Source organism: Sphingobacterium paramultivorum, from assembly GCF_014109745.1.
Lineage (GTDB): Bacteria > Bacteroidota > Bacteroidia > Sphingobacteriales > Sphingobacteriaceae > Sphingobacterium > Sphingobacterium paramultivorum.
This window is the reverse complement of record NZ_CP058555.1, coordinates 3574166-3587175: the sequence shown is the minus strand read 5'-3', so window position 1 is coordinate 3587175 and position 13010 is coordinate 3574166. Positions and strand designations below refer to the sequence as shown.

The window sequence follows — 13010 nt, the reverse complement described above, 5'->3', positions numbered from 1 at the left end:
TTGTTGGTAGTTAACAAGTGGTAACTAGTTGTTAGAAATCAATATGGGACAAGTTTTGGACGGAAATCAAATGCGGGAGGCGAGTTGTACAGAAGAATTGCGCGCTATGCGTGACGCGCTAGATATATTGGGCGGAAAATGGAAATTGATGATATTACGTTATTTGGCTAATCGGGAGTCGCAGGAAATCTATTTCAAAAAAATGGAACGGGAGATTCAGGGAATTTCTGCAAAAGTGTTGACGAAAGAACTTCGAGACCTTGAATTAAACTTGTTAGTCGCCCGCCCGCCAAGTGAAGACCCCATAAAAGTGTTTTATAAAATTACGGACTATGGTAAAAGTGTGTTCCCCGTCACCGAATCTCTGGTCAGTTGGGGTTTGGAATACCGAGAGAAAGTGAAACAGGAACTCACTGCATTAGCGAAATAACAATTTATTCCGATTGAAGAATAAACTTTTTGATCAGTGAAATCTGACCAAGGTGATAATAGCTATGTTCGATTACACCTTCGATATTTCTAAGGTAAGATCCATACTTCTTATCAATAAATGGCTGATCGAATAGGTTTTCTTCAAATTGGGCAATACTGTCGGCAAATGTTGCTGCGTTTTTTAGGAGTCGATCTACTAGCTCATTCCAATCGGCTTTGGATCGGATAGGCGGGATATCAAAGCTGTATTTATCGCTGATTTCCAATTTTCCATGCTCAAATGCCATAAGTAATCCCTCGAGGTAATAATTGATATGATAGGTTAGGGCAGCGATAGAATTCAGATTACTTATTTTGAATATGGCCTGTTCCCAGGTCGTATACAATAGTTGTTCCTGATAGTTGGTATTGGCAATCCAACGTCCATTCAAAAAAACTTCGCGAAGTCTATCTGCAAGAAATATACGTCTTTCCATTTTGTGTTAAAATTTTCCAATGATTAGTTTTTTTCTGCCCTTTGCCATTATTTACACGTTACAGCTATAGGAAGAATTGGTATTGGTTTTCTAAGTCCAATTTACATACAATTTTCCTATTCTTCATCTTTGGTTAATCTCTTGTTAATAAGACTTTCCTTTTTTTGTATAAAGTCATTGTTACCAAGATATCATGTTTGCACTAACCGGAAAAGATCTAAGAAATGTTTGGGACCAATTTGTGAAAGAGGAGTGTGAAGAATCATTTTATACGTTGTATAAACATTATTACCACTATCTTTCTTATTTGGGGCTAAAAAAGAAAATGTCGGTACAGCGTGTTCAGGATAGCGTGAATGATGTGTTTCTACATCTATGGGAGAAAAAGTCCAGTAATTGTCAGATACGTAATCATCATAATTACATTATTACGGTTTTCTTTCAAAAACTTTTTCGCAAGGAAACACTGCAGCTGACAGATTTGGATTTTGTGGAAGAAATCCATGATCCGTCAATCCATCAATCTGTTGAAGAACAACATATCCGTGCGGTAACAACAAATACCGTCACACAGTTGGTTGAGGAGCATATGGAGCAATTAGGGACAAAACAACGACTGGTGATTTACCAACGATTTTTTTTGGATCTTTCTTATCAGGAAATCGCTGATGCCAATCAGGTTTCGATCCATACGATCTATAATACCATCTATAAATCCCTAGAAAAAATAAAAAACAATCTTTCTAGTGAACAAGAAATATTCCTTAAAGTTGCCGTAGGGCTACTTTCTTCATTTTTGTTGATTTTTTCTTAAAAACGAGTAGTGAAAAAATGACCCTGTCCACTCTATTGTATAAATTACGATTAGAGTAGTATGAACGAACTTAATTTGCAAGCGTTATTATTGGACGAATCTTTTGTGAACTATTGTAAGGGAACAAATAAAGAGGATATCGAAAAATGGGAAAAATGGTTACAAAAATATCCTGAACATAAAGCGTCCATAGCGGAGTTGCAGGAAACCATTGTGGCAATGGGACATTATGCGGGCGAACTATCCGTTCAAACAAACTATGAGCGTTTGCAGTCTCAAATAAAAAAGCGCGCTAACCAGCACAGCTTTACAGAAATTGGCATGGCTGCCTGGTTAAAAATTGCGGCGCTCCTGGTCGCTGTTGGCGCTATCTCACTGTTTCTATTTAAACAACAGTTTGTGGAGGGCGAGAAAACAGAACGTGCACAGCATATTGGCGTTCCAGGAAAGGATGATGCCTTATTGACACTAAAAGATGGCTCCGTTGTTTCCTTAGCTGATATAAAGAATGGAAGTGTCGTCGCACTTCAGGGCGGGGTAGAAATACAAAAGAACCAGGATGGTGAATTGGTGTATAAAGCTGTTGAAAAGGAACGGATCGCCAGCACAGCAATGAATAAAATTGCGACGAATAGGGGAAATCAATATCAAATTATATTGCCAGATGGATCGAAAGCTTTTCTCAATGCAAATTCAACCCTGACATATCCTTTGAAATTTAGTGAAAACGAACGGCATGTGCATATGACCGGAGAGGTTTACTTTGAAATTGCAAAAATTGAGACGGGAATGGGAGGGGGAAAACGAATTCCTTTTTACGTGGAGACCGCAAATCAAAAAATAGAAGTTCTTGGTACGCATTTCAATGTCAACGCATATGATGACGAACCTTATACAACAACCACTTTATTGGAGGGAAGTGTACGCGTTAGTTCGAAAAAAAGAAATGAATCGGTGCTCTTAAAACCAGGGCAGCGGGCCTTGTTAAATGAAGCCCTGCGTGTAGAAAATGTGGATATTTCTCAGGAAGTAGCTTGGATAAATGGTGACTTTGTTTTTAAAGGAGAGGAGTTGGTAAGTCTGCTGCGTAAAGTTTCAAGGTGGTACAACGTGGATGTAGAATGTCCTCAACGACTTGAAAAGTTGAAATTTGATGGTATGGTGTCGCGTTCTCAACCGCTATCTACCATTATTGATATGTTGCAAACAACAGGAAAAGTAAAATTAACGCTAAATGGAAGGAGGCTTATTGTGATAGATTGACCTATCTAATTTTTACGATAAGCCGGATAAAAACAACCAAAGGTGCTGGTAACACCTTTGGTCAATGTGTTAAGCTTATCGATCATGTTGCGATTCAATGATCATCAAATAATATTAACAACAACAAATATATGAGTTTTTATCAATGCATGCGTGTTATGAAAATCACCATGGTATTTTTAACTTGTTTGTTGATGAAAGTCAGTGCGTTTACTTACGGTCAACGTATTACACTTAACAAACAAAATAGTCATATCCCAGCTATATTAAAAGAAATAAGGCAGCAGAGCGGTTATGACTTTTTTTACGATAATGGGCTCTTTAATCGAGCAAAACCCGTTAATGTCAATCTAAACAATGCAACTGTTGAAGAAGCATTGAATATATGTTTTGCAGGACAACCGTTCGGTTATGTTGTGAAAAATAAACTGGTTGTTGTTACGGCGCTTCGGACTGCGCTGGAAAAGCCCGCTGATGTATTGCAGCAGCGCTTGGCTGGTCGAGTCATTGATCAACAGACAAAAAGGACATTGGCTAGTGTTTCAATCCGTGTTAAAGGAACATCTGGAGGAACGAATTCTGATGCAAATGGAAATTTTTCGTTATCGATTTCTAAAATCCCTACTGTTCTCGTTCTTTCCTATCTAGGCTATCAGACCAAGGAAATTGAAATTAATGATGTGAAGGAAAACCTTGTCATTGGGTTGAGCCCTCTTGCTACAGCATTGGAAGAGGTCACCGTCCAGGCAAGGCGTAAAATGAACACTGAAACGGCCGTGCTGGAAGAACGTAAACGCGCTTCTATTGTACAGGATGCTATTTCGGCTGAATTGATTGAGCGTACGGCCAGTATCACGACTACACAAGCATTACAGCGTGTTACTGGTGTTACGGTGACTGATGATAAATATGTTGCGATAAGAGGGCTAGGTGATCGATCTGTGATCGGTCAGTTGAACGGCGTAAGATTGGCTTCTTCTGATCCTGACCGTAGCGCCATCCCATTGGATCTTGTTCCGGCTTCCTTATTGGATAATATTACCGTTTATAAAACAGTAACACCAGATAAACCTGCCGATGCTGCTTCGGGTATCGTTGAGCTCAAAACGAAATCTGTACCTGAGAAAATGACATTTGAGCTTATCGCTCAAACCGGGCTCAATTCGAACATTGGTTTGGGAGGAAATTACAACAGCTTTTGGAACAGTGAGATGGGATTATTGGGAACACGAATCAATAAAAAAGACCTTTCCTCGGATTTTCTAAATCTTGCAACGCAATATCCCAATGGATTAAGTTCCATCCAAGATATGATTGCCAATAGCAACTATAGCCCATCAGGATACCAGGAGGTAAATCGGGTTAATACGATTATGAAAGGGTTTGATCCCGTTATGACAACTCGATACCGCCGTGCGCCGATGAATCAACTTTACTCGGCAACATTCGGTAATAGTTATGATGTTTTTGGAAAGCATAAATTGGGACTTGTTGTCGGAGGGAATTATTATAGAAGAACCGCTGATATTTATCAGGGCGAACTGACCCAGTATAGCATCTATCAAGGGGTAGTAACCGGTAACCCTGATATTTTTAGTTTTAGGAATATCCCTAATTATATTACACCGAATAGTCTTTTTATGGGGAAGTATCAAACTTATAGTGAAAATACAGGAACCGAAACACTAAACTATGGTACACTTGTAGGGGTCACCTACCGATTTAATCCGCAGCATGAGATCAGTATGCAATATTTGGGAAGCTGGGGAGGAGAATCTATCGCAACAAATTTAAACGGGCGCTATGAGTATTCGGGCTTGCCTGGCGAAGTCAGAAGTACTATACACTCGCTTAAGCAGACTTTCCGTAATCTGAATACCTTTAACCTGCAGGGCGAACATAAGTTTTTGAAAAATGAGTTGTCGCCTCGTTTGAGTTATAATGTTGCAACGTCAAAGTCCACACAGAATGATCCGGATTTTAGATTTGCAAGTCTTGTAGACTACAAACCTCGGGGTGGGGGATGGTATCGACGTCCCATTATAGGTGAGCAGGCTCATTTTGATGACTATGTATATTCTGAACATCTCTATGCACTTACATCGGGCTATGTAAACGGATTTGGAAATTATGGCATTATTCAAGCTGAACCTAATGGTCGGAGATGGAGAAATTTGAACGAAGATAATTTTAATGCAAAAGCTGATCTGAGTTTTCCTTTCAGGCTATTGGGTGAAAAGCAGCTGTTTAAAACGGGGTTCAATTATTTATTTAGGGATCGTAAATTTACAGAAAACCAGCTGTTTCTGCCAGGTTCAAATTTTACGGGTAATAAGGCCATTCCTTTATATGACGTCCAAGGCAATTTAGACCGTTTGGTAAGCAATGAAATTGTAGGTGTTGTATTACCAAAAGCGGGGCAGGGTGAAGGTATGATGCCAGTAGGTGGATTTCTATACAATAGCCAAAAATCGCCAAATAACTACAAAGGTTATTTTGAAACCAATGCACTATATGGTATGTTGGATCTCAAGATTGCTGAACGATTCCGCATGGCTGGAGGAGTTCGGTTTGAGATGACAAATATTGGTTCGGCAGTGGATACTGCTAATGTATTTTTAGACCCTGCACTGACCGCAACATCTCCAGATGGTACACGTATTCCACTAGACCCGATTAATCCCAATTCTGTCTATAAAACGAAGTATAAACCATTCTATTCTGTCAATGCAACCTACACGCTGAATGACAATATGAATTTTCGTGGGGCCTTCAACACGACCCTGGCAAGACCTGAATTGCGTGAGATTACCAATGTATTTGAATTTGATGCCTTTCAAATGGGCTTAGTTGTTGGTAATCCCAATTTGAAAAATCAATATACCCAAAATGCGGATTTTCGTTGGGAATGGTTTCCTGCTAAAGGAGAGGTTATTGCCGTGTCGGCTTTTGGAAAGCGTATAGAAAATCAATTGGTTAAGGTATTTAATCTAAAAACCCAAGGGTTAGCTGCTACTTATCCGGAATTTCCAACCATCCAATTTCAGAATGACGGTAATACTGGTAGGGTATGGGGATTGGAATTTGAGGTTGTTAAGAACTTAGGAACCTTATATGATCCTTTAAAAAACTTGTTTTTGGGTACCAATCTTTTATTGGCACAAAGTGAAATTAAAAAATCTGAGGAGCGTTATGAAGCAAATCGTTCACTGGATAGATATACCCCCAAAAATAGTCCTTTATTCGAGCAGGCTCCTTATTCGATTAATGCTTGGTTAAACTATGATAACGACAAATCAGGGACCGACCTCACAGTGACCTTTAATATGGTTGGGGAACGCTTAGTGCAAATTAATCTGACAGGGGAACCGGATCTGTATACACAGCCAGTACCTTACCTTGATTTTGTTTTTTCCCAAAAGCTCAATAAACGGATCTTGTTTAAAGGGTATGCCAAAAATATAATGAATCCTGCTATTAAAACTGTTTATGCAAATCCGCAAACCGGAGGAAAGTGGTATGGAAATGAGTATATCAACAGAAGTTATAAGCGCGGTGCGGAAATTATGATCGGTTTTACCTATAACTTATTTTAATCTAATGAAAATCAGTATGTTTAAGCGTGTGAGTTGTCGGTTTTTTGGTGTTGCAGCTTTATGTTTTTTATCCTTTGTTTCTTGTAAAAAAGAAAAGCTGGATGTGATTAATGACAATCGTCCTGTAACTGAAAACCGACCAAATTCGAATACCAGAATTGTTAATCTATCTGACTTTAATCAGGTTATTGCTAATGGCGACAGCTTGACAAGTTTTGTTGTGTTGCATCCGTTAAATCCGGGGAATCATAAATATCCTGGAACGTCATATTTCCCAACAGACGGACGTTTGGGAAAGACATGGACAGTTCCACAAGATCTTTTTGATCAGAAAGAAGAGACAGATCTTACGTTTGCAGCTCGCTTTTATCAGGGTTTTGGTTTGAACCATGATTTTAAAGTCAAGGTTGACAATAGTTATGAGCAACCCAAGGATTATTTTTTGCTTCCTTCCTTAATTATGAATGGTCAACCTGAAGTTGTTGCATTAACGCGGACTATTACCAGTCCCAGTAAGCCAGACCATTTTAAGATTCGGATTGTTAACCTAGCTGGAGCGATCAAAAACCCTTCCAATGGGATGGGCGGTGCACAGGAGAATCTCGTTGGTGCAATATCGTTAGCTTATGCCGATGGTACTTTGGTTGATCAAAAAACGAATGATATTTCTGTCGCACGTCGCAATTCAGACTATATTGAACTGCCCTATGGGACCTATCAGTTTAAAATATTGCTAGCAGATGGCAGACCCCTTCCTTCTTTGGGCTCGGGGCGGTTTGAGTATGGGCTTATTGATCTACCGACTTCCACCATTCCAAAAGATTATGCGAAGTCCACTAATTTTGCTTATGCTCCGATTCAGGATTTCCAACCTGGTGGTGTTTATACGATCGTAGTCACCCCGCAGCGATTTAGTTATTTCTCAAATGAGATGAACGAAACAGCTGAGGCCTATCAAAATTCGTTTCAGATTATCACAGATATTTCAGGACAGGTTAATCAAAGTTATTTGAGGATACAAGGTGTAAATGCATATAAGGATCAATCGATAGGATTTCGGGTCGATGGAAAGGTTATTGCCAGCGGTATCGGATTTGGAAAAGGAAGCGATTATAGTGTGTTTACCCAAAAGCAATATGATATAGAGGCTATAGATGCAACTGGAAACGTACTCGCTACAATAAAGCAGGAATTGCGTAGCAATCAAAATTATACGTTATGGCTCTATCCTGATCTAAATGGAAAAGCTCAGTTGCTTCTCATTTCCAATGATCTGAGTGGTACGCTCCCTTTACCAGCTGAAGACGATGGAACATACAGCCGACTAGCTTTTAAATTCTTCTTCTTTAATCGCTTTTTAAATCTATCAGCAAGCAATCCTTATATCACCTTTACACTGCCCAACGGACAGCCTTTCGGGAACAATGGCAATGTAAATCTGCAACCTGGGATTCCTTCGATTAATATGCCTTATACCAATGTAAATGTTATGACGGATCCCTACGCTATAATGGCTTATCGTTCTAAACCAGATGTAATACCAGGTATCTGGGCTGATGATATTGACGTATTGAAATCGACGGAGTTTATAGCAAATAAATCACTATACACAAACATTGGAAGGTCTCTACCAGCATTTGAGCCAGGAATTTATACTGTGGCGTTGATTGGAAAAAGTGGAACGGGGCTGTCCGATAAAGAGAAAGCGCGAATGATCATTATCAAACATAATAAATAATGAAAAAGCAAAACATATCAAATCGTATTTGGCTATTGGCCATTTTTATATTATTGTTTGCATCCTGTACGAAGATTGAATATACACAGATCGCAGAGCCGGCTTACCTACGTGTTTTTAATAATGTCAATTACGTACAGACTATGGGTAGCAAGGATGATAAAGTACCCTATTTCTGCATGCTTATCAATCCGAAAATAGGATCTGATGGAAAATTTACAGGAGCGGAAATTATAGGTGATTTCTTGGATAAAAGAGATCCTTATGCTCCCCCATATCCTTCTCACATCGGGAATAGTACAGACCCAAGCAATCCCGAATATCCAGGAAAGGAAAATGTCCTAGTCGGCCCTATTTTAAACGGATTTGACTTAAGTAGCTGGGCTCAGGTACCCTCAGGCGAGGTAAGAGTCGTATTTGCGTATCGTCCAAAAAATACGGTACCCTTCTTTGAATTGGAAGATCGTTTGAAAAATGACATTCTGATTGACACGGTTATCAATCTTCAAAGCAAAGAAGTTTATACACTCCATCTTTTGCAAACGGATTTTATCAAGAAGGATCATGGAATCTTATTGAGACATGAAAATTTCTATAAACTCCCTTTATCAGATTCATTGGTGTACGTAAACTTTTACAATATGAGTGCAAAAGGGTTCTGGGAAGCTGATGCAAGCTTAAAAGATGATGATTATAGGTTGAAAAGCTTCAAAAATGGCGTCAAAGATGAAATGAATGTGTTTTTGTCACTTTATGAAAGTCAGGAAGAGCTCAGCCATTATGCTGCGAAAGTAAATGGTTACCAAGGGCGTTTTTTGACAACCGTTAAACGTAATACAAGTTCAAATGAAGTGAATGCATATGCAAGTTTTCCGTTATGGGCGAGTAGTAAATCCAACGGTATCCGCACAGCTATTTGGCAACGATTTGACTTTTTTACACTTGGAATGGATCCCGTCACGAATCCATTTTATGATAGTGATACAAATACAGGTAGCAACTGGGCTGTACTTAATTGTCTCCTGAACGGAAAAGTAGGATTGACCAGTAATGAAAACGGAACACTGCTTCCAAATTTGTTGGTCAATGTACATTCGGGAAAGGATAATCCACGCACTTTCGCAACGGTCAATACGATCGAAATTGTCAATGGTCGCGTCTACCTAACTACCATACAACGAAAATATGCTCCACCTATTTACTAAAATTAGCAGAAATGATTCAATATAATAGCAAAATAGAACAGAAGGTTTCACTGCTTCATGCTATGGGCTGGTTTTCTGCGTGCTTATTTATTTTGTTGCTACAAGGCTGCAAACATGATAATCTCACGGTGCCCCAACCTAATGAAAATATACGACCGGCCGCCGACTTTATTCACAACAATTACGAAATGCGCCTCTTTGATGCGGCGCTGGAGAAAACAGGTCTGAATGTCGAACTAAATGGTAATGGGCCATTTACAGTTCTTGTGCCAAACGATCTCGCCTTTAATGAGATCGGTGTGTTTCGTCCAGCTGACCTTGATCGAATGAATAAGGATAGCTTGCGGCGACTGATTTCTTATCATATTCTCACAAGGCGTCTTTATGTGAGCGATATTCCGAGCAATTCGGTGGATTTTAGGTATGCAACACTGGAAGGTTCCGAATTGTACGCCTCAATCGGTTCTATCTCACCTGGGGCTATTACTCCAACAAATATGCTGTTTTTTAGCGGAGCGAAAGCGGTCCGCAAAGACGTGGTTTTATCCAACGGGGTGTTGCATGTGCTGGATAAGGTAATGAAACCACAATTTGAGAAAAATATTCAGGATTGGCTCAGTGACAAGAAAGACTATACTGTTTTTGTAGCTGGACTGAAGAAATTTGGGCTATGGGATCAGTTAGCTGAAAAAGGACCTTTTACGGTATTTGCACCAACAAATGAGGCCCTAGAAAAGAGAGGGATTACGATGGAATTTTTGAATAGTGCCGTTCCTCAAAATTATATCGCTGAGGTATTATTTGGTGCTTACATCATGTACGATAAACATTTTTTTATATCGGATTCGCAAGTTTTTAATGTCATTAATTCGAATGGTAATTACAAATACCACTTGAAAGACAAAATACATTATATGGAATATTTTGCCAATGAAGCCTATCCGACCTGGAAACTAAGTTATAATATGAGGCTCAGGGACAACGATACTTTCTATTCGATTATACTCGCTGATGTAACGTATGCTGTCGGCGCTAAAATGGACTATTTGTGTAGTAATGGTTTGGTTCATGATTTAGATCAAGGATTAGTAAGCCCAGATCAAGCGATAAAAAAAGGAAAAGATGAAAAATAAATCAATAAATGCCGTTTGGCATATACTGTTGTTATGTACTACTGCTGTGTTTGTACTGCTATCTTGCCAAAAAACTGAGTTCATGCCGGAGCTTGTGGGTGAGGAAGTCCCTTATAAAAATGAAGCTTCACAAGATGTTACGCAACTATTGACAAAGCATAGTGAAGCAAAAGTTTTTTTAGCGGCTTGGCAGAAAAGTAACATTGTAGCACTGATCAAGGCTGCTGGAGTCAATACAAAAGTGACCATATTGGTCCCAACCGATAATGCGTTGAAGCAAGTAGGAATAACATTAGAGACTATTCAAAAAATGACTACTGAGGAAGCTGCCGATTTCATTCAATTTTACAGTTTTTTAGGAGATCTTAATCAAATTAAACTTGGTAAATATAGTCTCATGGTTCGCTCGATGTTAAAAAATAAAAATTACCGAGTACCTTTTTATGATAATACCGAGCCTGTAGGAAGACGTTACGATATCTATGCTTATCGTCATTATCTCGCTGTGAAAGATGGCGATTTGCTAGTCAATGGTAAGTCTAAAGGAAAATTAGCCTATGAGCCTGCGACAAATGGCGGTGTTTATATGTTGGAAAAAGTGATCGAAAAACCGACTATGACCATATTGGAGGCGCTAATAGCCGACGGAAGATTTACTTTTTTTGTGGAATCCCAACGTTTGTCCGAGGAAATGTTTTATAAAAAAATGTTGGATGATATTGAACCTCTATGGGGATATCGTATGAGTAAAGAGGAGTTTTTGAGCTATTATCCAGAGGCCAGAGCTCCCTATCAACGAGGCTGGGATGTAGATAGTGGGCCATCTTACAATGAGGCACCTAATCTTACCCTGACAGCCACCTTTGCACCAACAGATGATGCCTTTCGAAAAGCAGGGTTTAATAGCGTGGCAGATATTTTAGCTTTTAATGCTAAACGAGGAGATGTAAGATACGACGACATTTATTTTGAACCACGTGGAGCATATCCGACAGATACTTTATTCAGTTTTCATCGCAATTGGGGCAGAGTGTTTGCAACTAAAGACCCTGCATATGGCATTGCGCTATCTAATAATACCGTCTTTTACAGTAATGACCTGGATCCTGTATTGTTAAATGATTACTATGTGAATGTGGGAGGGCCAGGACAAGTTCAATATGCCTATAAAATGCCGCTTTCCTTTTCCAAAAATGCGAATCAGATCCAAATGAAGGTCAAAGAAGCCGAGCAAGCGCCGATCAATATTATTGATACAGATATCAATACGGTCAATGGACCTATCCATGTTGTTGATAACCTACTGCTTCCAAAAGGATTTAAACTTAAATAAAAGATGAGACGACATAATTTTAGTTATAGTAAGTGTAGCCTATTTTTGCTGGCGATTAATCTATTATTTGCTTGTAAAAAGGAAGAAAACGCGACGAGTTTTGATAATAATAAGGTCAATTTAGTTGTTGCTGATAATTTTAATTTATCGGTATTTAATGCTGCATTGCGTGTCAGTAATATGGATAAGGAGTTGCAAAAGGGCGAAGGTCCCTATACTTTGCTGGCTCCATCCGACAATGCCTTTGGAAAGGCGGGTTATCCAACTGTCGTGAGCATGTTGTCTGAACGCGCAGCGATAGTTTCTAATATCGCTAATTATCACATACTGGATGGAAAATATGAGCTCAATAAGCTTCCTTTTCTGTTCAATCAAGAATTGAAAACACGTCGAGGTAAGGTCTATGCCACACATTGGGTAAAAGGAGCTGATACAGTACTGACACTGAATGGAGCACGTGTATTGACACAAAACTTGCCTGCATCTAATGGACTAATTCAAGTGCTCGACCGCGTTATGACTCCTTATGTACATGACAAGATTGTGGATGCTATCAACGCAGATGCGAGTATCAGCATATTTGCTCGTGCGATAAAAAGGACCGGCATTTTATCCGAAAAAACAAATCAGGGAGCCTATACAGTTTTTGCACCAAATAATGCTGCAATGACTCTGCTGGGATTTCAATCCGTGCAGGATGTGGAGCTGGCCAATTTAGACGATCTGAAAAAATTAGTCCGCTATCATATTCTCCATGACCGTCGTTTTGTGTACGACTATATCTTGAGTACGGGTAATACAAATATGTCTAAGCAAACCATGCTAGATGGTAACAGTGTAGACATTAAGTTGGTTCCAAATACCAGCTCTCCGGGCTCTTTTAGCGGTATAACACTTCGGGGTTTGGGAAATACAAATGATGTCTTATTACAGAAACAGGATATCCTTACCGGAGATGGGGTACTACATATTGTTGATCAGGGTCTACGGCTAACACAGTAATAAGAAGATTTATCTAAC

10 protein-coding genes are annotated in these 13010 nt (G+C 39.3%); 9 read left to right on the top strand and 1 reads right to left on the bottom strand.

The window, feature by feature from the left end; all coding sequences use genetic code 11:
- Positions 1-43 precede the first annotated feature (43 nt).
- Entirely contained in the window at positions 44-430 is a 387-nt protein-coding gene (locus HS960_RS15170; RefSeq protein WP_153848620.1) for a winged helix-turn-helix transcriptional regulator, read from the top strand.
- A 4-nt stretch (positions 431-434) separates the two neighbouring features.
- On the opposite strand, the gene HS960_RS15165 is transcribed toward HS960_RS15170, so the two are convergent.
- Positions 435-908 (bottom strand): DinB family protein, encoded by a 474-nt coding sequence (locus HS960_RS15165; protein ID WP_182329909.1) that lies wholly within the window; start codon positions 906-908, stop codon positions 435-437.
- A gap of 193 nt (positions 909-1101) precedes the next feature.
- Between HS960_RS15165 and HS960_RS15160 the strand changes: the two genes are divergently transcribed.
- The 8 genes from HS960_RS15160 to HS960_RS15125 all read left to right on the top strand — a co-directional run bounded on the left by HS960_RS15160 (position 1102) and on the right by HS960_RS15125 (position 12992).
- Complete coding sequence (locus tag HS960_RS15160; RefSeq protein WP_182329907.1) at positions 1102-1722, top strand: RNA polymerase sigma factor; 621 nt, start codon at positions 1102-1104, stop codon at positions 1720-1722.
- A gap of 60 nt (positions 1723-1782) precedes the next feature.
- Entirely contained in the window at positions 1783-2985 is a 1203-nt protein-coding gene (locus HS960_RS15155) for a FecR family protein (protein ID WP_182329905.1), read from the top strand.
- Positions 2986-3116: 131 nt separating this feature from the next.
- Entirely contained in the window at positions 3117-6581 is a 3465-nt protein-coding gene (locus tag HS960_RS15150) for a TonB-dependent receptor (RefSeq protein WP_228280033.1), read from the top strand.
- A gap of 4 nt (positions 6582-6585) precedes the next feature.
- Positions 6586-8319: a DUF4397 domain-containing protein gene (locus HS960_RS15145; RefSeq protein WP_159729790.1), complete on the top strand. Its 1734-nt coding sequence runs from the start codon at positions 6586-6588 to the stop codon at positions 8317-8319.
- Positions 8319-9524, top strand: a complete 1206-nt coding sequence (locus tag HS960_RS15140; RefSeq protein ID WP_159729788.1) for a hypothetical protein — start codon at positions 8319-8321, stop codon at positions 9522-9524. The genes HS960_RS15145 and HS960_RS15140 overlap by 1 nt, the downstream gene beginning before the upstream one ends.
- Before the next feature lie 11 nt (positions 9525-9535).
- A complete protein-coding gene (locus tag HS960_RS26915; RefSeq protein ID WP_182329903.1) occupies positions 9536-10657 on the top strand; it encodes a fasciclin domain-containing protein in 1122 nt (373 codons plus the stop codon).
- The gene (locus HS960_RS15130) at positions 10647-11990 is read left to right on the top strand and encodes a fasciclin domain-containing protein (protein WP_182329901.1); all 1344 of its coding nucleotides are present in this window, start codon (positions 10647-10649) and stop codon (positions 11988-11990) included. Before HS960_RS26915 ends, HS960_RS15130 begins: the two co-directional genes overlap by 11 nt.
- A gap of 3 nt (positions 11991-11993) precedes the next feature.
- Positions 11994-12992, top strand: coding sequence for a fasciclin domain-containing protein (locus HS960_RS15125; protein ID WP_159729782.1), 999 nt, complete (start codon positions 11994-11996; stop codon positions 12990-12992).
- The last annotated feature ends 18 nt before the right edge of the window (positions 12993-13010 follow it).

Bases quoted from the DNA above. Each gene is read 5' to 3' on its own strand.
- HS960_RS15125 (WP_159729782.1), top strand. From the start codon at position 11,994: ATGAGACGACATAATTTTAGTTATAGTAAGTGTAGCCTATTTTTGCTG.
- HS960_RS15160 (WP_182329907.1), top strand. From the start codon at position 1,102: ATGTTTGCACTAACCGGAAAAGATCTAAGAAATGTTTGGGACCAATTT.
- HS960_RS15140 (WP_159729788.1), top strand. From the start codon at position 8,319: ATGAAAAAGCAAAACATATCAAATCGTATTTGGCTATTGGCCATTTTT.
- HS960_RS26915 (WP_182329903.1), top strand. From the start codon at position 9,536: ATGATTCAATATAATAGCAAAATAGAACAGAAGGTTTCACTGCTTCAT.
- HS960_RS15155 (WP_182329905.1), top strand. From the start codon at position 1,783: ATGAACGAACTTAATTTGCAAGCGTTATTATTGGACGAATCTTTTGTG.
- HS960_RS15130 (WP_182329901.1), top strand. From the start codon at position 10,647: ATGAAAAATAAATCAATAAATGCCGTTTGGCATATACTGTTGTTATGT.
- HS960_RS15165 (WP_182329909.1), bottom strand. From the start codon at position 908: ATGGAAAGACGTATATTTCTTGCAGATAGACTTCGCGAAGTTTTTTTG.
- HS960_RS15170 (WP_153848620.1), top strand. From the start codon at position 44: ATGGGACAAGTTTTGGACGGAAATCAAATGCGGGAGGCGAGTTGTACA.
- HS960_RS15145 (WP_159729790.1), top strand. From the start codon at position 6,586: ATGAAAATCAGTATGTTTAAGCGTGTGAGTTGTCGGTTTTTTGGTGTT.
- HS960_RS15150 (WP_228280033.1), top strand. From the start codon at position 3,117: ATGAGTTTTTATCAATGCATGCGTGTTATGAAAATCACCATGGTATTT.